At 70.9% G+C, this 26,598-nt stretch carries 25 protein-coding genes; 16 read left to right on the top strand and 9 right to left on the bottom strand.

The window, feature by feature from the left end:
* Nucleotides 1-48 precede the first annotated feature (48 nt).
* Complete coding sequence (locus SLUN_RS25010) at nt 49-1,524, bottom strand: MFS transporter (protein ID WP_159100319.1); 1,476 nt, start codon at nt 1,522-1,524, stop codon at nt 49-51.
* Between the two features lie 128 nt (nt 1,525-1,652).
* Between SLUN_RS25010 and SLUN_RS25005 the strand changes: the two genes are divergently transcribed.
* Nucleotides 1,653-2,255, top strand: coding sequence for a TetR/AcrR family transcriptional regulator (locus tag SLUN_RS25005; protein ID WP_108151867.1), 603 nt, complete (start codon nt 1,653-1,655; stop codon nt 2,253-2,255).
* A 106-nt stretch (nt 2,256-2,361) separates the two neighbouring features.
* On the opposite strand, the gene SLUN_RS25000 is transcribed toward SLUN_RS25005, so the two are convergent.
* Together SLUN_RS25000 and SLUN_RS24995 are read right to left on the bottom strand one after the other, a co-directional pair.
* Nucleotides 2,362-3,321 carry a DeoR/GlpR family DNA-binding transcription regulator gene (locus tag SLUN_RS25000; RefSeq protein WP_108151865.1) on the bottom strand — a complete coding sequence of 320 codons (960 nt, stop codon included), beginning with the start codon at nt 3,319-3,321 and terminating at the stop codon, nt 2,362-2,364.
* Between the two features lie 166 nt (nt 3,322-3,487).
* Nucleotides 3,488-4,927, bottom strand: a complete 1,440-nt coding sequence (locus SLUN_RS24995) for an NAD(P)H-quinone dehydrogenase (protein WP_108151863.1) — start codon at nt 4,925-4,927, stop codon at nt 3,488-3,490.
* Between the two features lie 214 nt (nt 4,928-5,141).
* Here SLUN_RS24995 and SLUN_RS24990 point away from each other — a divergent pair, with 214 nt between their 5' ends.
* The 4 genes from SLUN_RS24990 (at nt 5,142) to SLUN_RS24975 (ending at nt 9,642) form a co-directional block, all read left to right on the top strand.
* Complete coding sequence (locus SLUN_RS24990) at nt 5,142-5,579, top strand: gamma-glutamylcyclotransferase family protein (RefSeq protein ID WP_108154923.1); 438 nt, start codon at nt 5,142-5,144, stop codon at nt 5,577-5,579.
* Between the two features lie 111 nt (nt 5,580-5,690).
* Nucleotides 5,691-6,521, top strand: a complete 831-nt coding sequence (locus tag SLUN_RS24985; RefSeq protein WP_108151861.1) for a purine-nucleoside phosphorylase — start codon at nt 5,691-5,693, stop codon at nt 6,519-6,521.
* Nucleotides 6,522-6,649: 128 nt separating this feature from the next.
* Nucleotides 6,650-8,299: a phospho-sugar mutase gene (locus tag SLUN_RS24980; protein WP_108151859.1), complete on the top strand. Its 1,650-nt coding sequence runs from the start codon at nt 6,650-6,652 to the stop codon at nt 8,297-8,299.
* A 137-nt stretch (nt 8,300-8,436) separates the two neighbouring features.
* Nucleotides 8,437-9,642, top strand: coding sequence for a putative hexosyltransferase (locus SLUN_RS24975; protein ID WP_108151857.1), 1,206 nt, complete (start codon nt 8,437-8,439; stop codon nt 9,640-9,642).
* Between the two features lie 97 nt (nt 9,643-9,739).
* On the opposite strand, the gene SLUN_RS24970 is transcribed toward SLUN_RS24975, so the two are convergent.
* Nucleotides 9,740-10,375 carry a PH domain-containing protein gene (locus SLUN_RS24970; RefSeq protein ID WP_108151855.1) on the bottom strand — a complete coding sequence of 212 codons (636 nt, stop codon included), beginning with the start codon at nt 10,373-10,375 and terminating at the stop codon, nt 9,740-9,742.
* Nucleotides 10,376-10,641: 266 nt separating this feature from the next.
* Between SLUN_RS24970 and SLUN_RS24965 the strand changes: the two genes are divergently transcribed.
* The 5 genes from SLUN_RS24965 (at nt 10,642) to SLUN_RS24945 (ending at nt 17,610) form a co-directional block, all read left to right on the top strand.
* Complete coding sequence (locus SLUN_RS24965) at nt 10,642-13,446, top strand: CHAT domain-containing protein (RefSeq protein ID WP_108151853.1); 2,805 nt, start codon at nt 10,642-10,644, stop codon at nt 13,444-13,446.
* 11 nt (nt 13,447-13,457) lie between these two features.
* Complete coding sequence (locus SLUN_RS24960) at nt 13,458-13,988, top strand: trypco2 family protein (RefSeq protein WP_108151851.1); 531 nt, start codon at nt 13,458-13,460, stop codon at nt 13,986-13,988.
* 361 nt (nt 13,989-14,349) lie between these two features.
* Complete coding sequence (gene deoC, locus SLUN_RS24955; protein ID WP_108151849.1) at nt 14,350-15,297, top strand: deoxyribose-phosphate aldolase; 948 nt, start codon at nt 14,350-14,352, stop codon at nt 15,295-15,297.
* On the top strand, nt 15,297-16,733 hold the full coding sequence (locus SLUN_RS24950) for an aldehyde dehydrogenase family protein (protein ID WP_108151847.1): 1,437 nt from the start codon (nt 15,297-15,299) through the stop codon (nt 16,731-16,733). Before deoC ends, SLUN_RS24950 begins: the two co-directional genes overlap by 1 nt.
* Nucleotides 16,726-17,610 (top strand): aldehyde dehydrogenase family protein, encoded by an 885-nt coding sequence (locus tag SLUN_RS24945; RefSeq protein ID WP_108151845.1) that lies wholly within the window; start codon nt 16,726-16,728, stop codon nt 17,608-17,610. Before SLUN_RS24950 ends, SLUN_RS24945 begins: the two co-directional genes overlap by 8 nt.
* Nucleotides 17,611-17,692: 82 nt before the next feature.
* Here SLUN_RS24945 and SLUN_RS24940 read toward each other — a convergent pair whose 3' ends face one another.
* Nucleotides 17,693-18,085, bottom strand: coding sequence for a hypothetical protein (locus SLUN_RS24940; protein WP_108151843.1), 393 nt, complete (start codon nt 18,083-18,085; stop codon nt 17,693-17,695).
* A gap of 54 nt (nt 18,086-18,139) precedes the next feature.
* Between SLUN_RS24940 and SLUN_RS24935 the strand changes: the two genes are divergently transcribed.
* Nucleotides 18,140-18,844: a uridine kinase family protein gene (locus tag SLUN_RS24935; RefSeq protein WP_108151841.1), complete on the top strand. Its 705-nt coding sequence runs from the start codon at nt 18,140-18,142 to the stop codon at nt 18,842-18,844.
* A gap of 140 nt (nt 18,845-18,984) precedes the next feature.
* On the opposite strand, the gene SLUN_RS24930 is transcribed toward SLUN_RS24935, so the two are convergent.
* Nucleotides 18,985-19,743, bottom strand: a complete 759-nt coding sequence (locus tag SLUN_RS24930; protein ID WP_108151839.1) for a SigE family RNA polymerase sigma factor — start codon at nt 19,741-19,743, stop codon at nt 18,985-18,987.
* 249 nt (nt 19,744-19,992) lie between these two features.
* Between SLUN_RS24930 and afsQ1 the strand changes: the two genes are divergently transcribed.
* The 5 genes from afsQ1 to SLUN_RS24905 all read left to right on the top strand — a co-directional run bounded on the left by afsQ1 (nt 19,993) and on the right by SLUN_RS24905 (nt 23,908).
* The gene (gene afsQ1 / locus SLUN_RS24925; RefSeq protein ID WP_175257369.1) at nt 19,993-20,670 is read left to right on the top strand and encodes a two-component system response regulator AfsQ1; all 678 of its coding nucleotides are present in this window, start codon (nt 19,993-19,995) and stop codon (nt 20,668-20,670) included.
* 40 nt (nt 20,671-20,710) lie between these two features.
* Nucleotides 20,711-22,285, top strand: coding sequence for an ATP-binding protein (locus tag SLUN_RS24920; protein ID WP_108151835.1), 1,575 nt, complete (start codon nt 20,711-20,713; stop codon nt 22,283-22,285).
* Complete coding sequence (locus SLUN_RS24915; RefSeq protein WP_108151833.1) at nt 22,282-23,001, top strand: hypothetical protein; 720 nt, start codon at nt 22,282-22,284, stop codon at nt 22,999-23,001. The genes SLUN_RS24920 and SLUN_RS24915 overlap by 4 nt, the downstream gene beginning before the upstream one ends.
* Before the next feature lie 44 nt (nt 23,002-23,045).
* Entirely contained in the window at nt 23,046-23,615 is a 570-nt protein-coding gene (locus tag SLUN_RS24910) for a VanZ family protein (RefSeq protein WP_108151831.1), read from the top strand.
* A gap of 92 nt (nt 23,616-23,707) precedes the next feature.
* Nucleotides 23,708-23,908 (top strand): PspC domain-containing protein, encoded by a 201-nt coding sequence (locus tag SLUN_RS24905; protein ID WP_108151829.1) that lies wholly within the window; start codon nt 23,708-23,710, stop codon nt 23,906-23,908.
* Between the two features lie 63 nt (nt 23,909-23,971).
* On the opposite strand, the gene SLUN_RS24900 is transcribed toward SLUN_RS24905, so the two are convergent.
* From SLUN_RS24900 to SLUN_RS24890, 3 genes are all read right to left on the bottom strand, one after another.
* Nucleotides 23,972-24,754 (bottom strand): hypothetical protein, encoded by a 783-nt coding sequence (locus tag SLUN_RS24900; protein ID WP_108151827.1) that lies wholly within the window; start codon nt 24,752-24,754, stop codon nt 23,972-23,974.
* A gap of 112 nt (nt 24,755-24,866) precedes the next feature.
* On the bottom strand, nt 24,867-25,289 hold the full coding sequence (locus tag SLUN_RS24895) for an ATP-binding protein (protein WP_108151825.1): 423 nt from the start codon (nt 25,287-25,289) through the stop codon (nt 24,867-24,869).
* Between the two features lie 125 nt (nt 25,290-25,414).
* The gene (locus SLUN_RS24890) at nt 25,415-26,569 is read right to left on the bottom strand and encodes an adenosine deaminase (RefSeq protein WP_108151823.1); all 1,155 of its coding nucleotides are present in this window, start codon (nt 26,567-26,569) and stop codon (nt 25,415-25,417) included.
* Between the last annotated feature and the right edge of the window lie 29 nt (nt 26,570-26,598).

The raw sequence follows: 26,598 nt of genomic DNA, 5'->3' as shown, positions 1-26,598 counted from the left end.
CGGTCCGTCAGGTAGTACGTGTACGTGTGGGGCCTGCCCGGTCGAGCGTCAACGGGCAGGCCCCACGCGTGTGTTCAGGCCCTGTTGTTCAGATCCGGTCGGCCGGTGTGCCCTGGGCGTCCGGGACGCCAGGACCAGGACCAGCGCGACCGCCATGAAGGCCGCGGCCGCCAGCAGGCCCGCGGAGAAGCCCTCCGCCATCGCGCCGGGGCCCGACGCCGGGCCGCCCGCGCCGCGTGCCGCGCTCCCGTACACCGTGACCAGCGCGGAGAGCCCGAGCGCGCCGCCCACCTGCTGCATGGTCTGCATGAGCCCGGAGGCCGCGCCCGCCTGGTCCGGGCGGATGCCGGTAAGGATGAGGACGCTGAGCGGCATGAAGACCAGGCCGACGCCGAAGCCGTTGACGGCGAGCGGGACGAAGAGCGTCGTCCAGTAGCCGCTCCCGGTCGAGAGCGTGGACTGCCACAGGACACCGGCGAAGGCGAGGGCGAGCCCTGTCCCCGCGACCTTCTTCAGGCCGTGGCGGGCGAGCAGCCGGCCGGCGAGGGTGGACGCGGCGAAGATGCCGACGGCGAGTGGCAGGAAGGCGACTCCGGCGCGCAACGGGCTGTAGTCGCGTACGAATTGAAAGTACTGGGTGTCGAAGTAGAAGACGCCGAACATCGCGGCGGGCACCAGCAGCATCGCGGCGAAGGCGATGACCCGGTTGCGTACGGCGAAGAGCTCGAGGGCGACGACGGGCCGGCGCACCCGGCGCTCCACGAGCAGGAAGACCGGCAGCAGTACGGCGGCGGCGAAGGCCCAGGTGACCTGGGCGTCGCCCCAGCCGTGGTCGGCGGCGCGGATGAAGGCGTAGACGAGGGCGGTCACACCGCCGGTGCCGGTGAGCGCGCCGGCGACGTCGAAGCGGGCGCGGTGGCGCTGCGTCTCGGCGATGGTGAGCGGAATGAGCGCGGCGACGGCGAGGCCGACGGGCACGTTGATGAAGAGGGTCCAGCGCCAGGAGCCGGCCTCGGTGAGGATGCCGCCGAGGATCATGCCGATCGCGGATCCCGCGGCGGCAGTTGCCGTGAACAGACCGAGCGCGCGCTCGCGTTCGCGTCCTTCGCCGAAGGCGGTGGCGGTGGCGACCAGGGCGAGGGTGGAGGGCGCGGTGAGCGCGGCTGCGGCGCCCTGGGCGGCGCGGGCGAAGAGCAGCCAGCCGGCGCTGTCGACGAGACCGCCGAGGAGGGATGCGGCGGTGAAGGCGAGTACGCCGATGGTGAGCGCGCGACGGCGGCCGATGAGGTCGCCGATGCGGCCGCCTATGAGGAGGAGTCCGCCGAAGGCGAGGGTGTAGGCGTTGAGCACCCAGGACAGGCCGGCGGCGCTGAAGCCGAGTTCCTGGCCGATGTCGGGGAGCGCGATGTTCACGACGGTCGCGTCGAGCATCAGCATCATCTGGCAGGTGAGGATGAGCGTGAGAGCGAGGGCCGGGCGGTGGCGCTCGGGTGACACGGGTGCGGCGACGTCGGTGCTGGGCATGGCGGCGTGGCCTCCAGGGGACGACAACATACGGAGGTTCCTCCGATTGAAATACGGAGGGCACCTCCGGTTTCGCGATGGCATCCTGGACACTGGATGTCGGGGGCGGACTCAGGGAGGACGGCGCGATGGCGACCACTACGTCGACCGGTACGGCAGCGGGCTCGGCGCGCCCCATGCGAGCCGACGCGCGCCGCAACTACGAACGACTGCTGGTCGAAGCCCGGGCCGCCTTCGCGGAGCACGGCATCGATGCCTCGCTCGAGGAGATCGCACGCCGCTCGGGCGTGGGTATCGGCACGCTGTACCGGCACTTCCCCAACCGCCACGCGATGATGAACGCGGTCTTCCAGGAGGCGCTGGCATCGCTGCTGCAGCGCTCACGCGAACTGGCCTCGGCGGAGCGGCCGTGCGGGGCGCTGGTGGAGTGGCTGCGCGCCATCATCACTCATGCGGGTGAGTACCGCGGTCTGGCGCGGGCGCTGATGTCGGCGTCGCACGACGAGAGTTCGGCACTGTCGGAGTGCAGCGTGCCGATGCGCGAGGCGGGGGAACGGCTGCTGGCGCGGGCGCAGAAGAGCGGGGCAGTGCGGAGGGATGTGTCGATCGGCGACCTGATGCAGCTGACGAACGCGATCGCGCTGGCGGCGGAACAGGACCCGGGGGACCCGGAGTTGGCGGACCGCCTGCTGATGCTGACGCTGCGGGGCCTGAAGCCGGAGAAGACCTGAGCGGGGGCCGAGTGGGGCCTGAGTGGGACATGAGCGGGGGCCGCTGCGCAGGGCCCTTCCCCCACCTCACCCCTTCCCGAATCCGGGACAGGCCCCCCGGTACGGCTCAGCGGCGGCGGAGGTCCGCCACCCTTGCTGCCCGTTCGCCCGGCGGCTCCGCCGCCAGCGCCGCGCTGCGGAGTTGTGAGCCCGGGCCGCCGGTACGGGTGCGGCGCTGGCTCGGGAGCGGGACGTCCCGGCGGGGCTGGCGCCCCGTCGGGACACCGTCACCGCCGGAGCCCGCTGCCGCGCCGGCCACCGCGATCTGGACCCCCTGGTCCGCCAGCGCCTGCAGCTCCGTCGCCGCGCGGTCGTCATGCGTCGGCGGCTCGTCGGTCACCAGCCGCGTGATCACATCCGTCGGCACCGTCTGGAACATCGTGTCGGTGCCGAGCTTGGTGTGGTCCGCGAGGACCACCACCTCCGCCGCGGCCTGCACCAGCGCCCGGTCGACGCTCGCCGACAGCATGTTGGAGGTGGAGAGGCCGCGCTCGGCGGTCAGGCCGCTGCCCGACAGAAAGGCACGGGAGACCCGCAGCCCCTGCAGGGACTGCTCCGCCCCGCTGCCCACCAGCGCATAGTTGGAACCGCGCAACGTCCCACCGGTCATGACGACTTCGACCCGGTTGGCATGGGCGAGCGCCTGGGCGACCAGCAGGGAGTTGGTGACCACGGTCAGTCCGGGGACGCGCGCGAGCCGGCGGGCCAGCTCCTGCGTCGTCGTCCCCGCGCCGACCACGATGGCCTCGCCCTCTTCGACGAGGCTCGCGGCAAGATCGGCGATGGCGGTCTTCTCCGCGGTCGCGGACAAGGATTTCTGCGGAAAGCCGGACTCGCGGGTAAAACCGCCCGGCAGTACCGCACCGCCGTGTCGGCGGTCGAGGAGTCCTTCTGCCTCCAGTGCCCGCACGTCCCGCCGTACGGTCACTTCGGAGGTCTGGACGACGCGGGCGAGCTCACGGAGCGACACGGCCCCGTTGGCGCGCACCATTTCGAGGATCAATTGGCGACGTTCTGCAGCGAACACGAAACTGACAGTAACCCCACCAGCCGCTGGTTTTCAGCACTATGCGCCGAATAAGAGAAGATGTGCACACCCGGGGCCGCCAAGTGGTATGGGCGGCCCCGAAGTTGATCGGCCTGCTGCGTGGAGTGCCCGGGGTTCTTCGGGTGTACGACCGAAGAACTCCCGCTCACGCCTCGCCGGCCGCCTTCCGGGTGTGCAACTGCCGTGCCACCTCTGCGATCGAGCCCGACAGAGAGGGGTACACAGTGAAAGCGTTTGCGATCTGTTCCACCGTCAGATTGTTGTCGACCGCGATCGAGATGGGATGGATCAGCTCGCTCGCGCGCGGCGCGACGACACAGCCGCCGACCACGATGCCCGTGCCCGGACGGCAGAAGATCTTGACGAAGCCGTCCCGGATGCCCTGCATCTTCGCGCGCGGGTTGCGCAGCAGCGGCAGCTTGACGGACCGGGCGTCGATCTTGCCCGCGTCCACGTCCGCCTGGCTGTAGCCGACGGTCGCGATCTCCGGGTCGGTGAAGACGTTCGACGAGACGGTCTTCAGGTTCAGCGGCTGCACCGCGTCGCCGAGGAAGTGGTACATCGCGATACGGCCCTGCATGGCCGCGACCGATGCGAGTGCGAAGACTCCGGTAACGTCACCGGCCGCGTACACACCGGGCGCGCTCGTACGGGAGACCTTGTCGGTCCAGATGTGGCCCGAGTCCTTGAGCCGTACGCCGGCATCCTCCAGGCCCATGCCCGCGGAGTTCGGGATCGCGCCGACCGCCATCAGACAGTGCGAGCCGGAGATGACCCGGCCGTCGGACAACGTCACTTCCACCCGGTCGCCGACACGCTTGGCGGACTCGGCGCGGGAACGGGCCATGACGTTCATACCGCGGCGGCGGAAGACGTCCTCGAGGACGGCGGCGGCGTCCGGGTCCTCGCCGGGCAGCACGCGGTCGCGGGACGAGACGAGGGTGACCCGGCAGCCGAGCGCCTGGTACGCGCCGGCGAACTCGGCGCCGGTGACACCGGAGCCGACCACGATGAGCTCCTCGGGGAGCTCGGTCAGGTCGTACACCTGCGTCCAGTTCAAAATGCGCTCCCCGTCGGGGAGGGCGTCCGGGATCTCGCGCGGGTGGCCGCCGGTCGCGATCAGTACGGCATCGGCGGTCAGCGTCTCCTCGGTGCCGTCCGCGGCGCGCACGATCACCTTGCGGGAGCCGTCCATCCCCTGCTGCCCCTCCAGCCGGGCGCGGCCGCGCAGCACGCGCGCGCCGGCCCGGGTGACGGAGGCGGTGATGTCGTGGGACTGGGCGAGGGCCAGCCGCTTCACCCGTCGGTTGACCTTGCCGAGGTCCACGCCGACCACGCGGGCCGCCTGCTCCAGCGGCGGAGTGTCGTCGGCCACGATGATGCCGAGCTCTTCGTAGGAGGAGTCGAAGGTCGTCATCACCTCGGCCGTGGCGATCAGGGTCTTCGACGGTACGCAGTCGGTCAGCACCGACGCCCCGCCGAGGCCGTCGCAGTCGACGACGGTCACCTCCGCGCCGAGCTGGGCGCCCACCAGGGCCGCCTCATAACCGCCGGGTCCGCCACCGATGATCACGATCCGGGTCACGAAAAAGTCCGCCTCGCATTGTCAATCCCGGCCCGCCTGCCCGCCCGACCGGGGGTCCGGGGGATGCCCCGGGGGAATGCAGTACGTACCCCATTGTCCCGCACGGTTCACGCGCCTTCGCGCCCGGGGCTCGATACGGCCGCAACCGTGTACGACCCGGGTGCGGCTCTGCCGTGTGGGCCGCCTCCGCATCACCTCCCGTACCCTCGATCCCATGTCGCTCTACGCCGCGTACGCCGGCAACCTCGACGCGCGGCTGATGTCCCGCCGCGCACCGCACTCTCCGCTGCGCGGGACCGGCTGGCTCAATGGCCATCGGCTGACCTTCGGCGGCGAGCAGATGGGCTGGGAGGGGGCGCTGGCCACGATCGTGGAGGCGCCGCGCTCGCAGGTCTTCGTCGCGCTGTACGACATCGCGCCCATGGACGAGGACTCGATGGACCGGTGGGAGGGCGTCGGCCTTGACATATACCGGCGGATGCGGGTCCGGGTGGACACGCTGGACGGCGAGGAGCCGGCCTGGCTGTATGTGCTGAACGGGTACGAGGGCGGGCTGCCGTCCGCGCGGTATCTGGGCGAGCTGGCGGACGCGGCGGAGTCGGCGGGGGCGCCGCACGACTATGTGATGGAGCTCCGGAAGCGGCCGTGTTAGCGCGTGGGGCTGTCGTGACCGTTCATTTGTGGGAAACGACAACACAACGATCCAAAGACCGTGGGCTGCGTCATCTACGCGCGTAGGAAACGACCAGCTACCCTCGTCGGCGTGAACGCATCTGTGAATCCGGACCTCAACGGCGTCAGCGCCGACCCCCACGCCGCAGCCGACGCCGCCGCCGCGCGCCTGCGTGAGCTGACCGGCGCCGAGACCCATGACGTAGCTCTGGTGATGGGCTCCGGCTGGGCCCCGGCCGTCGACGCGCTCGGCGCGCCCGAGGCCGAGTTCCCGGTCACCGAGCTGCCCGGCTTCCCGCCACCGGCGGTCGAGGGCCACGGCGGCACGATCCGCTCGTACAAGATCGGTGAGAAGCGCGCGCTGGTCTTCCTGGGCCGTACGCACTACTACGAGGGCCGGGGCGTCGCGGCCGTCGCGCACGGTGTCCGCACGGCGGTCGCCGCGGGCTGCAAGACCGTCGTCCTGACGAACGGCTGCGGCGGTCTGCGCGAGGGCATGCGCCCCGGGCAGCCGGTGCTGATCAGCGACCACATCAACCTGACGGCGACGTCGCCGATCATCGGCGCGAACTTCGTGGACCTGACGGACCTGTACTCGCCGCGGCTGCGGGCGCTGTGCAAGGAGGTCGACGCGTCGCTGGAGGAGGGCGTGTACGTCCAGTTCCCCGGCCCGCACTACGAGACGCCGGCGGAGATCAACATGGTCCGCGTGCTCGGCGGCGACCTGGTGGGCATGTCGACCGTGCTCGAGGCCATCGCGGCGCGGGAGGCGGGCGCGGAGGTGCTCGGCATCTCGCTGGTGACGAACCTGGCGGCGGGGCTGTCGGGTGAGCCGCTGAACCACGAGGAAGTACTGCAGGCGGGGCGGGATTCGGCGGCGCGGATGGGCGACCTGCTGACGCGGGTGCTCGACCGCATCTGAGCTCCGCCCCGGGCGCCCGCGGCGGGCCCCGTACGGCCTTCGGCCGTGTCCTCAATCGCCGGACGGGCTCAAGAATCGCCGGACGGGCTCGAGTTGCCCACCCCACTCCTCACGAGAGGCGACACACCGTGACGCAGGACCTCATCGCGCGAGCCAGTGCGTGGCTGGACGAGGACCCGGACAGTGAGACCCGGGACGAGCTCGGGAAGCTCATCGCGGCCCGGGACCTCGACGAGCTCGCCGCGCGGTTCGGCGGGACGCTGCAGTTCGGGACGGCCGGGCTGCGCGGGGAGCTCGGGGCCGGGCCCATGCGGATGAACCGGGCCGTCGTCATCCGGGCCGCCGCCGGGCTCGCCGCGTATCTGAAGGCGAAGGGTCAGGGCGACGGGCTCGTCGTCATCGGCTACGACGCCCGCTACAAGTCCACCGACTTCGCACGCGACACCGCCGCCGTCATGGTCGCCGCCGGACTCCGCGCCGCCGTGCTCCCGCGCCCGCTGCCCACGCCCGTACTCGCCTTCGCCATAAGGCAGTTGGGCGCCGTCGCCGGCGTCGAGGTCACTGCCAGCCACAACCCGCCGCGCGACAACGGCTACAAGGTCTACCTCGGCGACGGCTCCCAGATCGTGCCGCCCGCCGACGCTGAGATCGCCGCCGAGATCGAGGCGGTGCGGAGCCTGAACGACGTGCCGCGCGCGGACAGCGGCTGGGACGTCCTCGGTGACGAGGTCCTGGACGCCTATCTGGCGCGTACGGACGTCGTGCTCACCGCCGGCTCCCCCCGTACCGCCCGCGTCGTCTACACCGCCATGCACGGCGTCGGCAAGGACGTCGTGACCGCCGCCTTCGCCCGCGCCGGTTTCCCCGCGCCCACCCTCGTACAGGAGCAGGCCGAGCCCGACCCGGCCTTCCCGACCGTCGCGTTCCCCAATCCCGAGGAGCCGGGGGCGATGGATCTCGCCTTCGAGACCGCGCGCCGGGCCGAGCCGGACATCATCATCGCCAACGACCCCGACGCGGACCGCTGCGCCGTCGCCGTCCCCAACGGCAAGGACGGCAAGGACTGGCGCATGCTCCGCGGCGACGAGGTCGGTGCGCTGCTCGCCGCCCACCTCGTCCACAAGGGCGCGCGGGGCACCTTCGCCGAGTCGATCGTGTCCTCCTCGCTGCTCGGCCGGATCGCGGACGCCGCCGGCCTGCCGTACGAGGAGACGCTGACCGGCTTCAAGTGGATCGCCCGCGTGGACGGTCTGCGCTACGGCTACGAGGAGGCGCTCGGCTACTGCGTCGACCCCGAGGGGGTACGCGACAAGGACGGCATCACCGCCGCGCTGCTCGTCGCCGAGCTGGCCTCGGAGCTGAAGGAGCAGGGCCGTACGCTCACGGACCTCCTCGACGACCTCGCCGTCGCGCACGGTCTGCACGGCACCGACCAGCTGTCGGTGCGGGTCGACGACCTGGGCATCATCGCGGACGCGATGCGGGCGCTGCGCGAGCGGCCGCCGACCGTGCTCGCCGGGCTGCGGGTCGTCACCGCCGAGGACCTGAACCGCGGCACGGACAAGCTGCCGCCCACGGACGGGCTGCGGTACTACCTCGACGGCGAGTTCAAGGCCCGCGTCATCGTCCGCCCGAGCGGCACCGAGCCCAAGCTCAAGTGCTACCTGGAGGTCGTGGTGCCGGTCGCGGACGCGAGCGAGCTCGGGACCGCCCGCGCGCGGGCCACGGAGGTCCTGGACGGGATCAAGCGGGACCTCGCGGCCGCCGCCGGTATCTGACCGGCGGTGTCCGACCGCCGCTCCAGCCGCCCGTACGGGTGAATCTCGTACGGAGTCGAGGCAGCGGCACCCGCTCCCCCGGACCGTCCGGGCAATGGTGACCCGGTAGCGCGTACCGAGTCCCAGGAGCTGCCGCCGTGTCCCCCACCGCGACCGTTCGGCCCACCGTCCCCGCCTCCCGCCGGCCGCCGGCCCCGGGAGGCGGTGACGCGACGGACGTACGGCACCGGCTGCGGGCCGCACTGCGGCATGCCGCGCCCGCCCTGCTCGGCTATCTCGCGGTGCGGCTGTGCGGCCTGCTGGTGCTCGCCAAATGGGTGCACGTCAGACAGCACGGCGTCTGGCCGACGCTGGCCACGTCCTGGGACTCCGGCTGGTACCTGGGGATCGCCGACCACGGGTACGACGACAGTCTCGGCACCGGGTTCAACAACAACAGCCTCGCCTTCTTCCCGCTCTATCCGGTGCTCGTGAAGGCCGTTGCGGGCGTCACGCCCGGCTCGCGCGCCACCGTCGGGCTGCTCCTCGCGATCGCGTTCTCGTTCGTCGCCGCGTGGGGCATCTTCGCGGTCGGGGACCATCTGTACGGACGGCGGGTGGGCTTTCTGCTCACCGTGCTGTGGGGCGTGCTGCCCGTCGCGATCGTCCAGTGGATGGGCTATACCGAGTCGGTGTTCACGGCGTTCGCGGCGTGGGCGCTGTACGCGGTGCTCAACGGGCGCTGGCTGTGGGCGGGTTCGCTCGCGGCGCTGGCCGGGCTGACCAGGCCGACGGGCATCGCCGTCGCGGCGGCGGTCTCGGTGGCGGCGGTCCTGGCCTGCCGCGGACGCCGGTCCGGGCGGCGCGCGGCTCTCGCCGGGGCGCTGATCGCGCCGGCGGGATGGCTGGCGTTCGTGGCGTGGGTGGGGCTGCGCCTGGGGCGCGTGGACGGCTACTTCGCCGTACAGAAGCTGTGGAGGAACGAGTGGGACGGCGGGGCGTCCACGCTGCGCGAACTGCGGCAGTACCTCCTCTACATGACCAAGCCCCAGCTCTTCCTGGTGATCGTGTCGGTGGTGCTGCTCGTGTCGGTCGGGCTGTTTCTCCTCTGCATCGCCGAACGGCAGCCGCTCGCGCTGCTCGTCTTCACCGGCATGCTGCTACTGGTCGTCCTCGGCAGCGGCGGCGTCTACTTCCCGCGCGCCCGCTTTCTGCTGCCGGGCTTCCCGCTGCTGCTGCCGGTGGCACGGGCGCTGGCGCGGGCGCGGAGCGCGACGGTGGTGGCCCTGTTGCTGGCGGCGGGGACGCTGACATCGGCGTGGCTCGGGGCGTACATGCTGCTGGTGTGGAGGGGCCCGCCGTGACCGGCCGCGGTCGCGCGCGATCACCCACGCGGCCGTTCCGCGCGGCCGGCCGCCGGCCGTGGCGACCTCCTCCATCGATATCGATCCGAGAGCGCGTTCAGCCGATGGCCAGCAGCACGATGAGCAGCACGGCTCCGGCCACGGCCGGAGCGACGACCTCGTACGCCCAGCGGATCTGCGGCTCGCCCTGCGCGCCGGGCCGCGACGCATTGCGCTCGGCCAGCTCCCGCAGATCGGCGACCGTCTGGTCGGCGGGGGCCACGCGCGCCCGGGAGTCGCTGACGTCGGCCGTCACGGAAGTCCTGCCGTGCGGATCGTCCTGCGCGGTCTGCATCTGGCGGCGCGATGCCCGCTTGCGCTGGCGCAGCGAGACGGGCACGGCCCAGAGCTGGTACTTCGCACCCTCCTGGGTGAAGACCTCGCTGGAGTAACCGGCCCGTACCTCCGCGACGGCCGCCCAGGGCAGGGTGATCGTCCGGAACGGGTTCCGGATCCGCAGCCTGTCCTCGCCGGCGAAGACCGCGGGCCGCAGCGCGAACGCGACGATGACCGGCACGGCCAGCAGCACCCCGGCGAGGGCGAGCCACGGCGTACGGCCCTCGCCGCGGATGAGCGCGTCCCCGCCGATCCAGGCGATGAGCGCGAGCAGCAGCGCACCGCCCACCATTCCGGCGGACGAGCGGTAGACCCGGTCGGCGTAGGTGGGCTCGGCGGGGGGCGGGGAGCTGGTCATACCCTCGATTCTGCCGCAAGGCCCCTGCGGGTGCGGTTGCCCGGTCCCATGGGTGCGGACTCACCCGGTCATGTGGTTGCCGTGGGCCGTCACTCCGTGCGGGGAGGGTGCGGAGCGCGGCCTAACTTCGCCGGCTCGAGTCATGCGCGTAGCGGCAGGTACACGTCGTGCCCCGCTTCGAGCAAAACAACGTGAAGCCGACCGTATCGGCCCTACTGTGATTCTCCGTATACCTTCGGTGACGATGCGGCATGGGGTGAGGGTGAGTGTCGGGCGGTGGGGCAGGTCGGGAGGGGCAGGACTGGCGGTGGCGGCTCGCGGCGGCGGGTGACGCCTTCGCGATGCGTGTGCTGGCCGCCGCGCTGGCTGCGGATGGGCGTCACGACGAAGCAATCGCCTGGTGGCAGAAGTCGGTCGCGGCTGGAGACGAGACCGCGCTGCGCCAGCTTTCGGATCATCTGGGCGCCGCCGAGGTCGAACGGCAGCTGCGGCAGCTGGCCGAGAGCGGTGACGTACAGGCCATGGGGAATCTGGCGAAGCGCCTGCAGATCGGCGGCGCCGGTGAGCGGCTCTCCGAAGCCATTGAATGGCTGACCCGTGCCGCCACCGCCGGCGCCCCCCTGCGGTGGGAACTCGTCGCGGCCCTTGACCGCGCAGGACGCTCGGCCGAAGCCGAGGAGCAGCTGCGGCAGCTGGCCGAGAGCGGTGACGTACAGGCCATGCGGGACCTGGCGAAGCGCCTGCAGGACGGCGGCGCCGGTGAGCGGCTCTCCGAAGCCATTGAATGGCTGACCCGTGCCGCCACCGCCGGCGCCCCCCTGCGGTGGGAACTCGTCGCGGCCCTTGACCGCGCAGGACGCTCGGCCGAAGCCGAGGAGCAGCTGCGGCAGCTGGCCGAGAGCGGTGACGTACAGGCCATGCGGGACCTGGCGAAGCGCCTGCAGGACGGCGGCGCCGGTGAGCGGCTCTCCGAAGCCATTGAATGGCTGACCCGTGCCGCCACCGCCGGCGCCCCCCTGCGGTGGGAACTCGTCGCGGCCCTTGACCGCGCAGGACGCTCGGCCGAAGCCGAGGAGCAACTGCGGCAGCTGGCAGACAGCGGTGACGTCACAGCGGTGGCGGAGCTGGTGGCCCGCGCTGCGGCGGATGGGCGCCAGGAGGTGTCCCGCAAGGAGCTGCACCGTCTGATGCGCGTCCGCGGGACGCGGCACATCCGAAGGGTCGCGGAAGCACTCGCCCATCTCGGTCGCCCTGACGAGGCCATCCAGTGGTGGGAGGGTGCTGACACCCTGGATGCCCGTGTCGCCTCCTCTCTGGCCGCGAGGCTGACAGAGCGACTGGGCCGAGCCGCTCAGTGGGCTCGGGATGACGGGGTGGAGTGGCAACTGCACGAGATGGCTGTCACGGATGACGTCGAGGCGATGCGGGTGCTGGCCGGCTACCTCGCGCGGACCGGAAGGCCGACGGGCGCCGTCGAGTGGTGGACACGTGCCGATGCTGCCGACGCGGCTCGGGGGTGGGGCAGGGAATGGGCAGAATACGCATTGGGCGCGAGGTCGGCGGCAGGGCATTCAGCCTCGGCCGACGCCTCGCCGGCGAGCGCCTCGCCTGAGGAAACAGCGCCGATCACTCCGGTGACCAGCCGATTCCTGGTGGCGCAGATGCCCTCTCACGCGGCGTTGTCCGGGCCGGTGAGTCTGATCGTACGGGTGCCAACCAGCGTTTCTTCCTTTGATGACGAGGTGTCGGCCCCGTTGCGGGGGTTCGAACCGAGCGGCGAGGGCACGCCTTTGACCGTCATTGTGCAGGCGCCTGCCGGGCTGGTCCCTCAGGGACCGTTGGAACAGACCATCATGGTGGCGTCGTCGGGTGACCCTGCCCCGGCGCGGTTCTCTTTTCTGGCCCGGGGCGAGGGCCTGCACCGCGTCCGGGTAACTGCCTGGGCGGGCGGGACCTTTCTCACGGAGATCGGCCTCGAGGTGTCGGTGGAGTCCGACGGTCCCTACGAGGTGGGGTCGCCAAGTGCCGCCACGGTGGGGGAGATTCGCGCCAACCCCGGTGAAGTCACGCTGCTCGTCGACCGCGTGGGCGGCCAGTACACTTTCCGGCTTCTCTCCGACCGGTGCATCTACGGCGCCGTTCTCGCGCAGGCCCTCACGGCGAACCCGGAAGTGGCCACGGAGCGGGCGTTCGCGATGTTGCAGAGACTGGCAGCGGGCCGCGGGGACTACACCGGCGGCCATGCACGGCGCTGGATGAAGGAGACAGGCGTCGGTCTGTGGATCGAAATGGTTCCGGACCTGATCAAAGAGCAGTTCTGGCAGCTGCGGGATCACATCACGGCGTTCAGTATCGCGACCGAGCACGATGTCATCCCGTGGGAGCTGCTCTACCCCATCGCGCCGGGGCGCGACGAAGGGTTCATGGTCGAACAGTTTCCGGTCCTGAGAAACAGCCTGGGTCAGCCACGCTCGGCCGCCCTGCCCATCGGTGAGCCGCACTACGTCGTCTCCTCACGGGTACCGGTCAACGGCTCGAGCGAGATCGAGTCGATTCGCCGGATCCTCGGCAGCGGAAAGATCGTCAACACGCTGGACGACATTCTCTCGGTGATCGATGCCGGCACGACGGGGCCACTGCACTTCACCTGCCACAACACCTTCGACACAGGCGGAAGTGGTTCATCGATCGCCCTGGAGGGAGGCCCGTTCGTCCCGGCCCTGCTGAACAGCGCGGTCGCACGCCGCGCCCTGGAAGGCAGCAGCCCGCTTGTCTTCATCAACGCATGCCGGGCCGCCGGAGTGGTCCCGCAGTACACCCAGATGCTCGGGTGGGCGCAGCAGTTCATGGGAGCCGGTGCCGGAGCCTTTGTGGGCACGCTGTGGGCGGTTCGCAGTGACAGCGCCCAGCGGTTCGCAGAGGCCTTCTACGCATCTCTCTCCGCGGGCGAGCCGCTCGGTGCTGCGGCACACCAGGCACGCTGTCACGCCGGACACGACGCCGCGGATCCCACCTGGTTGGCGTACACGGTCTACGGCAACCCCGCCGCGGTCGTGCCCACCCACACCTGATGCGAGGAAGCATGAACGTAACCGACGACGGAGTCCCCGTGGAGGACCTGGTGGCCGCGGTCAAGAGTGCGGTGAGGCAGTCGAACATATCGGCCACCGACACGGAGAGGGATCTGCGCATCACCTCGGTGCGACTCACCCTTCATGCCGTTGCCACCGCGACGGCGGGCAGCTCATGGAACTTTCGTCTGCCGTTCCTCGGCATGAAACTCAAGATCGGGCGCTCGGTGACTCATCGGGACACCCACCTCATCGACATGACCCTCGTCCCCCCTGATCTGGCACAGCAGCATGAGCTTCGTGACGGAACGGTGGACAGTGTGCTGGTCGATGCGATCACGATGATCCGCCGAGTGATGGCTTCGGCAGGTGCGGGCGAGGACCCGTTCCACCTCAAGGACAGCACGGTCAGCCTCGAGTTCGCGATCACTGAGGACGGGACCGTCTCTCTCGGCCTGGACGGCACGCTGCACGAGGAAGTGACGCACACCCTGCTCACTACGATGGCCCCGCCGACGGTGGTGCTCCAGCCGGACGCCTGAAGGAGTCCCGTCGTTGCACGCAAGATCTTGTTCTCGTCAGTGCCCAGCACCATCCAGGCTGCAGACGGCCCGTCGTGTGCGCGACTGGCACGCCATCGGTGGCCGCGCTCACGCACGAGGCGTTGTCTCTCCTGCGGTCGGTCGACAGGTGCGGGCTGCCTGCGCCTCGCCCATGTCCGGCACCGTCGCAGACCCCGCGGAGTCGAGCCCGGAGGGGCACCGGACAAGGCCCGCACCCCGGGAGCCTGCCCCGCACCGCACGAGAGCCCGCGGGTCCGCCTCCGGCCGGAGGCGGACCCGCGGGCTGACAAAGACCCCCTGTACAGGTCGCTACGCGCGTAGATATGCTCATGTGGTGACCATGCCCACCCATGCACCCGCATTCGCTGACGTGACCGCGTCCGACAGCACCCTGCGGCGTTTCCTCCACGGCCTGCCCGGCGTCGACGCCGTCGGCCTGGAGGCCCGCGCCGCAGCGCTCGGCACGCGTTCGATCAAGACCACGGCCAAGGCGTACGCCATCGACCTGGCCATCTCGATGATCGACCTGACGACCCTCGAAGGCGCGGACACCCCGGGCAAGGTCCGGGCGCTCGCCGCCAAGGCCGTTCATCCCGATCCGACCGACCGTACGACCCCGTCGACCGCCGCGGTCTGTGTCTACCCCGACATGGCGGCGATCGCCAAGGAGGCCCTGAAGGGCTCCGGCGTCAAGGTCGCCTCCGTCGCCACCGCCTTCCCGGCCGGCCGTGCCGCGCTCGACGTGAAGCTCGCGGACGTACGCGACGCCGTCGCCGCCGGGGCCGACGAGATCGACATGGTGATCGACCGGGGTGCCTTCCTCTCCGGCCGCTACCTGAAGGTCTACGAGGAGATCCGCGCCGTGAAGGAGGCCGCGGGCGCCGCCCGGCTGAAGGTCATCTTCGAGACCGGCGAGCTCTCCACGTACGACAACATCCGCCGCGCCTCCTGGATCGGCATGATCGCCGGCGCGGACTTCATCAAGACCTCGACGGGCAAGGTGGCCGTGAACGCCACCCCCGCGAACACCCTGCTGATGCTGGAAGCCGTTCGCGACTTCCGGGAGCAGACTGGAGTACAGGTCGGAGTGAAGCCCGCGGGCGGCATCCGCACCAGCAAGGACGCGATCAAGTTCCTGGTGCTGGTCAACGAGACCGTCGGCGAGGACTGGCTGGACAACCACTGGTTCCGCTTCGGCGCGTCGAGCCTGCTCAACGACCTGCTCCTGCAGCGTCAGAAGCTGGCCACCGGCCGCTACTCCGGCCCCGACTACGTGACGGTGGACTGATCACGATGGCATTCGAATACGCACCCGCACCCGAGTCGCGCTCGGTCGTCGACATCGCGCCGAACTACGGCCTGTTCATCGACGGCGAATTCACCGAGGCCGCCGACGGCAAGGTCTTCAAGACCGTCTCGCCGAGCACCGAGGAAGTGCTCTCCGAGGTCGCCCAGGCCGGCGCCGAGGACGTGGACCGCGCCGTGAAGGCGGCCCGCAAGGCGTTCGAGAAGTGGTCGGCGCTGCCCGGCTCGGAGCGCGCGAAGTACCTGTTCCGTATCGCGCGGATCATCCAGGAGCGCTCGCGCGAGCTGGCCGTCCTGGAGACCCTCGACAACGGCAAGCCGATCAGGGAGACCCGCGACGCGGACCTCCCGCTCGTCGCCGCGCACTTCTTCTACTACGCGGGCTGGGCGGACAAGCTCGACCACGCCGGATACGGCGCGAACCCGCAGCCGCTCGGCGTCGCCGGCCAGGTCATCCCCTGGAACTTCCCCCTGCTCATGCTGGCGTGGAAGATCGCCCCGGCGCTCGCCACGGGCAACACGGTGGTTCTCAAGCCCGCCGAGACGACCCCGCTCTCCGCCCTGTTCTTCGCGGACATCTGCCGCCAAGCGGGCCTGCCGAGGGGTGTCGTCAACATCCTTCCGGGATACGGCGAGACGGGCGCCACGCTCGTCGCGCACCCCGACGTCAACAAGGTCGCCTTCACCGGATCGACGGCGGTCGGCAAGGCGATCGCCCGTTCCATCGCCGGTACGGACAAGAAGGTCACCCTGGAGCTGGGCGGCAAGGGCGCGAACATCGTCTTCGACGACGCCCCGATCGACCAGGCCGTCGAGGGCATCGTCAGCGGCATCTTCTTCAACCAGGGCCAGGTCTGCTGCGCGGGCTCCCGCCTGCTGGTCCAGGAGTCGATCCAGGACGAGCTGCTGGACTCCCTCAAGCGCCGGCTGTCCACGCTGCGACTCGGTGACCCGCTGGACAAGAACACCGACATCGGCGCGATCAACTCCGCGGAGCAGCTCGCCCGGATCACCGCTCTCACCGAGACCGGCGAGGCGGAGGGAGCCGAGCGCTGGTCCGCCCCGTGCGAGATGCCGAGCTCCGGCTACTGGTTCGCGCCGACGCTCTTCACGAACGTCACCCAGGCGCACCGGATCGCGCGCGACGAGATCTTCGGCCCGGTCCTCTCGGTGCTGTCGTTCCGTACGCCGGACGAAGCGGTCGCCAAGGCCAACAACAGCCAGTACGGCCTGTCCGCCGGCATCTGGACGGAGAAGGGCTCCCGCATCCTGGCGGTCGCCGGCAAGCTCCGCGCGGGTGTGGTGTGGGCCAACACCTTCAACAAGTTCGACCCGACCTCGCCCTTCGGCGGCTACAAGGAGTCGGGCTTCGGCCGCGAGGGCGGCCGCCACGGTCTGGAGGCCTACCTCGATGTCTGATCGGCTGAGCGTCTTCAAGACCTACAAGCTGTACGTCGGGGGCAAGTTCCCCCGCAGCGAGAGCGGCCGGGTGTACGAGGTGACGGACTCCAAGGACAGGTGGCTCGCCAACGCCCCTCTCTCCTCCCGCAAGGACGCGCGCGACGCGGTCGTCGCGGCGCGGAAGGCGTTCGGCGGCTGGTCGGGCGCGACCGCGTACAACCGGGGCCAGATCCTGTACCGCATCGCGGAGATGCTGGAGGGCCGGCGCGAGCAGTTCACCGCCGAGGTCGCTGCCGCGGATGGCCTGTCCAAGTCGAAGGCCGCGGCCGTCGTGGACGCGGCGATCGACCGCTGGGTGTGGTACGCGGGCTGGACGGACAAGATCGGCCAGATCGTGGGCGGGGCGAACCCGGTCGCGGGCCCGTTCTTCAACCTTTCCACTCCCGAGCCGACGGGCGTCGTGACGATCGTCGCGCCGCAGGAGTCGTCGTTCCTGGGGCTGGTCTCGGTGCTCGCCCCGGTAATCGCGACGGGCAACACGGCCGTCGTGATCGCTTCGGAGAAGTCCCCGCTGCCCGCGCTCTCGCTCGGCGAGGTGCTGGCGACCTCGGACCTCCCCGGCGGCGTGGTCAACGTCCTGTCGGGCCGTACGGCCGAGATCGCGGCCCCGCTGGCGTCGCACCAGGACGTCAACGCGATCGACCTCACCGGGGCCGACGAGGTCCTGGCGAAGGAGCTGGAGATCGCGGCGGCGGACAACATGAAGCGCGTTCTCCGTCCACAGCCTGTGGATTACGCGGCCGACCCCGGGACGAAGCGCCTGACAGCGTTCCTGGAGACGAAGACGGTCTGGCACCCGACGGGTTCACTGGGCGCGTCCGGTTCGGCGTACTGACGTATCGACCGGCGCCCTGATCGGCGCACCCCCTGACCGAGCCCCCTGCCGTCCCGTCCGGCGGCAGGGGGCTCCTTCCGTCTCAGAGCGGCAGCCCGCCCGAGACGCCGCCCACCACCGGAAGGTCCTTGAGCGCCGCGCCGTCCGCGAGGGGCCCGGTGGCCGCCTCGGTGGAGACCGGCTTGAAGTCGGCGACCTGGGTGGCGACGCCGTTGGTGAGCGGGTCGACGCCGGTCTTGGCCAGCGGGTTGAGCTGGAGGCTCTTGAGCTGCCCGACGCCGGTCACGGAGTTGGTGACGGGGCCGGTCAGCCCCTGGGCCGGGCCCGCGCCGAGCGTGTCGGGGCCCACAGGTGCCGTCGGTGCCGCATGGGCGGCCGCCTCGCCCGCGCCGAGGGCGGCGGCGACCGCCGCGACGGTGAGACCTGCACGCAGCAGGGCGGGCCGCCGGGACTGGGGAGCTGTGTGACGTGCCATGGGATTCCTGCCTGAATGAGTAATCGGACGAGTACGCAGCGTAGTTGAGGTGTGATGCTCAATACCAACCCCCGCTCCGATGGGTCCCCTCCACGGGTCAATGCCTCACACTGGTGTCCCGTGAGCTCTTCCCCCATACCGACCCGTGTTGTGCTGCTCGCGGGCCCCTCAGGTTCCGGAAAGTCGTCCCTCGCCGCACGCAGCGGTCTGCCCGTGCTGCGCCTGGACGACTTCTACAAAGAGGGCGACGACCCGACGCTTCCGCTGGTCACGGGCAGTACGGACATCGACTGGGACTCTCCGCTGTCGTGGGACGCGGATGCGGCGGTCGAGGCGATCGTGGAGCTGTGCCGCTCGGGACGTACGACGGTCCCTGTGTACGACATCGCTACCAGCGCGCGCGTGGACCGGGAGGCGCTGGACATCGCCCGCACGCCGCTGTTCGTGGCCGAGGGCATTTTCGCGGCGGACATCGTGGGGCGGTGCCGGGAACTGGGCGTACTGGCGGACGCGCTGTGCCTGCGCGGCCGCCCGTCGACGACGTTCCGCCGCCGGCTGGCCCGGGATCTGCGCGAGGGCCGCAAGTCGGTGGGCTTCCTGGTCCGCCGCGGCTGGCGCCTGATGCGCGCGGAACGGGGCATCGTGGCCCGCCAGACGGACTTGGGCGCGCACCCGTGCGGCAAGGCGGAGGCACTGGGCCGCCTGGCCGCGGCAGCGGCGGGCCGCTGCCGCACCCCGGCCTCGCGCACACCGGCGTAGCAAGAGCGGCGCCGGTTCAGGCGCAAAAAACAGCGCGGGACCGGACAAGACCCCCCGGCCTGTCCGGTCCCGCGTTTCCCCCGTGATCCCCCGATCCCGCCGTCTCCCCCGAAACAGCGGCCCCGTTCCCCCCTACACCTTCAGGCCACCAGCTCGCCGAAGGACTCTTCCTCGTCACGGCCGAAGCTGAGGACCTCGTCCTCGCGCAGCCGGCGGAGTGACCGCCAGATGCTCGACTTCACCGTGCCGACACTGATGTCCAGGATCTCCGCGATCTCCGGGTCCGTGCGGCCCTCGTAGTAACGCAGAACCAGCATCGTCCGCTGGAGCTCGGGCAGCCTGGCCAGCGCCTGCCAGAGCACCGCGCGCAGCTCCGTACCCCGCATCGCGTCGGTGTCGCTCGCCGTCTCCGGCAGCTCCTCCGTCGGGTACTCGTTGAGCTTGCGCCGGCGCCAGGCGCTGATGTGCAGATTCGTCATCGTGCGGCGCAGGTAGCCCCCGACCGCCGCCTTGTCGCTGATCCTGTCCCACGCCCGGTAGGTCGAGAAGAGCGCGCTCTGCAGCAGGTCCTCCGCCTCGAAACGGTCACCGGTCAGGTGGTAGGCGGTCGCGTACAGAGAGGCGCGGCGCTCCTGCACGTAGGCGGTGAACTCCGCCTCCGACAGGCTCGTCCGATCCCCCGATGCCTCCCCGTACGCCGCTCCGCCGCCCCCCACGGTCGCGTCAACCACCGTCATGTAGGGCTTGCGCCCTTGCTCCGCGGACGACGGCTTGTGCTGACGCCCGGCGCTGCGAACGCACCCCCGCCCGTTCACCGCGCCGGACTTCTCGGTGCTCCTCACGACGTCGTGGAGACGCGTGACAACTGCGCTTGGGTTGGTGCTGTGCAGTGCGTTCATCTCGCGCCCCCCGTCGAATGGAGTCTGTTTCTGTCCGTGTGCCAAGAAGCTTGCCCGGGCAGTTTCATCGCGGTGTCCGTCGACTGTCACAGACCTGTCACAGGGCCCGGTGGCCACTCCAAGTGCCGTCCGGCAGACGGTCCGCGGGCAGTTGGGAAAGGGCTTGCACGGCCTGTCACAAGGGGAGGAGTCGTGTGGTTGCCCACCAACTGTCGAACTGGACGTCCCCCATGGGCCAGAATGACCTCCGTGCCTTTCCTGTTGCTGATCGAGGACGACGACGCCATCCGCACGGCCCTCGAACTCTCCCTGTCACGCCAGGGCCACCGAGTGGCCACCGCGGCGACGGGCGAGGACGGCCTGAAACTGCTGCGCGAGCAGCGGCCGGACCTGATCGTGCTGGATGTGATGCTGCCCGGGATCGACGGTTTCGAGGTGTGCCGGCGCATCCGGCGCACCGACCAGCTGCCGATCATCCTGCTGACCGCACGCAGCGATGACATCGATGTGGTCGTGGGTCTCGAGTCGGGCGCGGACGACTATGTCGTCAAGCCCGTCCAGGGCCGTGTGCTGGACGCCCGTATCCGCGCCGTGCTGCGGCGCGGCGAGCGGGAGTCCACCGACTCCGCGACCTTCGGCTCACTGGTGATCGACCGCTCCGCGATGACGGTCACCAAGAACGGCGAGGACCTGCAGCTCACGCCCACCGAGCTGCGGCTGCTGCTCGAGCTGAGCCGCCGGCCCGGACAGGCCCTGTCGCGGCAGCAGCTGCTGCGGCTGGTGTGGGAGCACGACTACCTCGGTGACTCGCGTCTGGTGGACGCGTGCGTGCAGCGGCTGCGGGCGAAGGTCGAGGACGTGCCGTCCTCGCCGACCCTGATCCGTACGGTGCGTGGCGTGGGCTACCGCCTGGACGTCCCGCAGTGAGCGAAGCGCGCGCCGTGACCCCCACGAACGGAATCCCTAGGTGAGCGACGCCGCCAAGCGCGCGCTACTCGCCGGACTCCGCTGGACGAGCCTGAGGCTCCGCCTCGTCGTGGTCTTCGCGCTCGTCGCGCTGACCGCCGCCGTGTCCGCGTCGGGCATCGCGTACTGGCTCAACCGCGAAGCCGTGCTGACCCGCACCCAGGACGCCGCGCTGGGGGACTTCCGGCAGGAGATGCAGAACCGCGCGGCCGCCCTGCCGCTGCGGCCGACGCCGGGCGAGCTGCAGAAGGCCGCCGAACAGATGGCGGGCGGCAGCGCGGGCTACGACGTGCTGCTCATCGGCGAACGCGCCGAGGGCAAGCCGATCGTCGGCACCTCCGACCCGGACCACTTCACGCTCGACGACGTGCCCCGGTCCCTGCGGGAGGCGGTGAACGAGCGACAGGGCGTCGGCGCCGGCAACTCCGTTCCGTACCACCTCTACTGGCAGCGCACCCAGCGCGGCAGCAAGCCCTATCTCGTCGGCGGCACCAGGATCGTCGGAGGCGGTCCGACCGGCTATCTCTTCAAGTCGCTGGACCAGGAGCGTCAGGACCTCAACTCGCTCGCCTGGTCGCTGGCGATCGCCACCGCCCTGGCCCTCGTCGGCTCCGCGCTGCTCGCGCAGGCCGCCGCCACGACCGTGCTCAAGCCCGTGCACCGGCTCGGCGAGGCGGCGCGGCGGCTCGGCGAGGGGAAGCTCGACACCCGGCTGCGCGTCTCGGGTACGGACGAACTCGCCGAGCTGGCAAGGACGTTCAACAAGACCGCGGAGTCGCTGGAGAAGAAGGTCGCGGACATGAGCGCGCGGGAGGAGTCCAGCCGCCGCTTCGTCGCCGACATGTCGCACGAGCTGCGCACCCCGCTGACCGCGCTCACCGCCGTCACCGAGGTGCTCGAGGACGAGGCCGACAGCTTCGACCCGATGATCGCGCCCGCCGTGAACCTGGTGGTGAGCGAGACCCGGCGGCTCGGCGATCTGGTGGAGAACCTGATGGAGGTCACCCGCTTCGACGCGGGCACGGCCCGGCTCGTACTGGACACGGTCGACGTCGCCGACCAGGTCACCGCCTGCATCGACGCACGCGCCTGGCTGGACGCGGTGGATCTGGACGCCGAGCGCGGGATCATGGCGCAGCTCGATCCGCGCCGGCTCGATGTGATCCTGGCGAATCTGATCGGCAACGCCCTCAAGCACGGCGGTTCGCCGGTACGGGTGTCGGTGCGGACCCTCGACCACGAGCTGGTGATCGAGGTACGGGACCACGGGCCCGGCATCCCCGAGGACGTACTGCCGCATGTCTTCGACCGCTTCTACAAGGCGAGCGCCTCACGGCCGCGCTCCGAGGGCAGTGGTCTGGGGCTGTCGATCGCGATGGAGAACGCCCATATCCACGGCGGCGACATCACCGCGGCCAACTCCGCCGACGGCGACGGCGCGGTGTTCGTACTGCGGCTGCCCCGGGACGTCTCGTCGCTGAAGGACTGCGACGGGCACGGCGACGCGGACGCCGACAGCGACGTGGACGGTGTCGCCGGGCAGGATCCCGACCGGGGAGAGGGAGGGGCGCTGTGACGCCGAAGGGCCGTACCCGGCGGCCGGCGGCCGCACTGGCCGCACTCGCCGCACTCGCCGCACTCGCGAGCACCGCCCTGATCGGCGGCTGCGGGATCAGGAGCACCCAGGTACCGGTCGACGCGGGACCGGCGCCCTCCCGGGTGCCCTGCGAAGTGTCCGGGGGCAGCGTCACCCCCCAGGCGCAGCAGCAGGGCGTCCCGGTCCGCGTCTACCTGGTCTGCGCCTCGCAGCTGGAGTCCGTGGACCGTACGGCGGAGATCCCCGAGCAGAAGGCCACAGGCAGCCGCCTGCGGTTCGCGCAGGCGCTTTTGGACCAGCTCATCGAGGCGCCTTCGGACCCTGAGCAGGAGGCCGGCTTCGCGACGTACGTACGCGGGCCGCTGGTCCTGAGCGGGGCGCGCGAGGGCGATCCCGCGGGCACTCTGCGCCTCAGCCGCCAGCCGGAGGATCTGCCGGCGTCGGCGCTGGCCCAGATCGTCTGCACGTTCGCGGAGAGCGTGGCGGCCGCCACGGACGGTTCGGTGCTGCTGGGCGGGCCCGGGAAGTACGCGCCCCGGGGGTACCAGTGCTCCGCGGGGACCAAGGAGCGGCCCGAGGAGGCCGTACCGACGCTCGGCGCGCTCCCCTCGCCCACCGCTTCCGGAGCCGGTTCGGGACCCGGTTCGGGACCTGGTTCGGGACCTGGTTCGGGAGCCTCTCCCGCTTCCTCTTAGAAGCACGCGGAACCGATCCCGGCGAAGCGTGCGTCTTGGGGGGCGTGCAGCGTCAAGGTCCGGCAGGCAGTGCCGCCATCCACTTCCGCGCGGCGGGGGTCATCCTCCTCGTCGCGCATCTGCTGCTCGTGGCATGGCTGACGCTGCGCCCGATCGACGTGCTGTGGGTGACCGCCGCCAATCTCGAGCCGCTGGCCGGCATCAAGGCCGATCTGGCCATGGGCCCGGTGGTGGCCGCGCACCGGATCGGCGAAGGACTCCTGCTGCTGGCCCCGCTCGGCGTACTGCTGCCGATGGCGGGCGGCCGGCTCAGCGTCTCCCCGCTGGCGTCACTGGCCCGTACGGTCGCGGCCGGGGCACTCCTGTCGCTCGGCATCGAGCTGCTGCAGACCGGGGTGCCCGGACAGGTCGTCGACGTGGACTCCCTGCTGCTGAACACGGCGGGGGTGGCGCTGGCCCATCTGTTCCTCGTGCCCGCCGGCCGGGCCCGGCTGCGCCGCAGGCGGCAGCGCGCGGCGGCGGGCTCCACCCGGCGCCGGCACGGGGCCAACCTGCGGGAGGAGGCCCCTCAGGGGCCGACCCCGACGATTCCCAGGGTCGGGATCGCACCGTAGAGCGACGCTTCGACCCCCCTCGCGGAGCCACTATGGATGCATCGGGAGCACAACAGAGACGCTCCCCGGAAGGTCTCGCGAAGGAGCCCACCATGGCCGCACTTGTCCGCCCCCGAGACGGACGCATGATCGGCGGAGTGTGCGCAGCGCTGGCACAGCGCTTCGGCACCTCTGCGACCACGATGCGTGTGATCTTTGTTGTCTCGTGTCTGCTGCCCGGCCCGCAGTTCCTGATCTACCTGGCGCTGTGGGCGCTGCTGCCGTCCGAGAAGACCGCCACCAGCGCCTGGTAGTACGCGGCAGTACCGGCAGTACGTGCTCCGGTGCCGCATCGCGTACGCGCGGCCGGACAGGGCCTAACCGGCAAGCACCTGGGCGACCTTCGCCAGCTGTTTGTCGGCGACCTCCCGAGGGACGCGCGGCGGTGTGCGCCGCGCGAGGTCGAGCGCCATGAAACGGGCCACGGTCGCGCCCTTGCGCACCACGACCAGATGGATCGGGGCGACGGCGCCCTCGTTGGTCCCGACCGTGGTCCAGCTGACCGTCTCGTCGGCGCCGCTGACGGTGAAGGCCGCGGTCCTCACCTCGCGATAGCTGCCCCTGCGGCCATCGAGGTTCGCGCCGAAGCCCTCACCGCAGGCCGCCACGGCCGACTTGAGTCCGCTCATCAGCTTCCCGGCCTCCGCCTCGGTGTACGCACTGAGCGAGGCGGACACCGCGAGTCCGAGGTTCTTCAGGGAGCCGAGACCGCGATTGGCGGTTCTGGCGGCCCGGGGACTCGGCTTGTCACCCATCGCGTCGGCGAGCGGCTGGCACTGCGGCCTGTCGGCGGCGGGCTGTCCTGCGGGCGCGAGCGCGCTCTTCCCCGTGGACACCTGGAAGTCGGCCAGATCGCCGCTCGCGAGGGCGGCACGCTCCAGCTGGGGCCCGCTGAGCGGCACCGACGCGTCACCGCCGGCATCACCGCCGCTGCCTCCGCCGCCGCCCTTGCCGGTATCGGTACTCGCGCTCGTAGGCGCGTCCGTGGTCCTGCCCTCGCCCTTGGCGGGGCGTTCGTCGTCCCCACTCGTACAGGCCGTGGCCAGCAGGAGCGCGGGGACGGTGACGAGTGCGGTCAGTCCTGCGGTCTTCACGCGCATGGCCGCGATCCTGGCACAGCGAAGTGGGGCGCACACCCGATTCGGGTGTGCGCCCCACTTCTTGGCGTACCCCGGCCGATTCCTGGCGTACGTCGGCCAGGTTCAGGCGAGTTCAGCCGAGGCCGGGCAGCCCGGCGCCGACCGGCAGGCCACCGCCGCCCGGCAGGCCACCGCCGCCCGGCAGGCCGCCGCCACCCGGCAGGCCACCGCCAACCGGCAGGCCACCGAGGAGGGCGGCGAGCGGGTCGGCCTTGTCCGCGGCGGGCAGCACCTTGGACGCGGTCTCCTGCAGGGGGGCGGGCAGCGTGGTCGCGTTGTTCGTCAGCGCGGTCCGACCACCGGCCAGCGACTCGGGGGCGCCCGCCCGAAGCTTGGTGAGAGCCTCCTGGACCGGCACCGCGTCGGTGACGGTGTCCAGCGAGGTCACGGAGCCGGGGAACGAGGCGGGGGCGGCGGAGGCCGTACCGGCGGCGGCAGCGGCGAAGGCGGCACCGAGAGCGGCGACACCGAGAGTCCTGGCAGCAGACTGCTTCATCAGTGATGAGTCCTTGGGACGGGGATACGAGCGGAGCTTTGCAAGCTAGCCAGCCTCACACAGGGCCGCAAACACGACGAAGCGGCCGGAAGTTGACGCTCCCGACCGCTTCGACGTGCGCCCGATCAGCTCTCGCCGAAGGAAGAATCGCTGGTCGTGGCCGTCTGCCGGAACAGCCATTCGGACTTCAACTCGGCGTAACCGGGCTTGATCACGTCACTGATCATCGCGAGCCGTTCATCGAAAGGAATGAACGCCGACTTCATGGCATTGACGGTGAACCACTGCATGTCCTCGAGCGTGTATCCGAAGGTCTCGGTCAGCAGCTCGAATTCGCGGCTCATGCTCGTACCGCTCATCAGCCGGTTGTCGGTATTGACCGTGGCCCGGAAGTGCAGCCTGCGCAGCAGCCCGATGGGGTGCTCGGCGTACGAGGCGGCCGCGCCGGTCTGCAGATTGGACGTCGGGCAGAGCTCCAGCGGGATGCGCTTGTCCCGTACGTACGCGGCGAGCCGGCCCAGCGACACACTGCCGTCCTCGGCGACCGTGATGTCGTCGATGATCCGCACGCCGTGCCCGAGCCGGTCGGCGCCGCACCACTGGAGCGCCTGCCAGATCGACGGCAGTCCGAACGCCTCGCCCGCGTGAATCGTGAAGTGGTTGTTCTCCCGCTTCAGATACTCGAAGGCGTCGAGGTGGCGGGTGGGCGGGAAGCCCGCCTCGGCGCCGGCGATGTCGAAGCCTACGACGCCCATGTCGCGGTAGCGGTTGGCCAGTTCGGCGATCTCCAGGGAGCGGGCGGCGTGCCGCATCGCGGTGAGCAGGGCGCCGACCCGGATGCGGTGGCCGCTCTCGCGGGCCAGCCGCTCCCCTTCGCGGAAGCCTGCGTTGACCGCCTCGACGACCTCTTCGAGGCTCAGGCCGGCCTCGAGGTGCTGCTCCGGGGCGTAGCGGACCTCGGCGTAGACGACGCCGTCCTCGGCGAGGTCCTCGGCGCACTCGGCGGCGACGCGGAAGAGCGCCTCGCGGGTCTGCATGACGGCGCAGGTGTGCGCGAAGGTCTCCAGATAGCGCTCCAGCGAGCCGGAGTCGGCGGCCTCGCGGAACCAGATGCCGAGCTTGTCGGGCTCGGTCTCGGGGAGTGCTTCGTAGCCCGTCTCGCGGGCGAGTTCGATGATCGTGCCCGGTCGCAGCCCGCCGTCGAGGTGGTCGTGGAGGAGCACCTTCGGAGCGCGGCGGATCTGTTCCGCGGTGGGCGTGTTGAGGGTCTGGCTCGTCATCTGCGCACTCTAGCCCCTACGCGCGTAGA

Source organism: Streptomyces lunaelactis (assembly GCF_003054555.1).
In the GTDB taxonomy this organism is placed as follows: domain Bacteria; phylum Actinomycetota; class Actinomycetes; order Streptomycetales; family Streptomycetaceae; genus Streptomyces; species Streptomyces lunaelactis.
The sequence above is the reverse complement of the archived record's forward strand: the minus strand, read 5'-3'. Positions and strand labels throughout refer to the sequence as shown.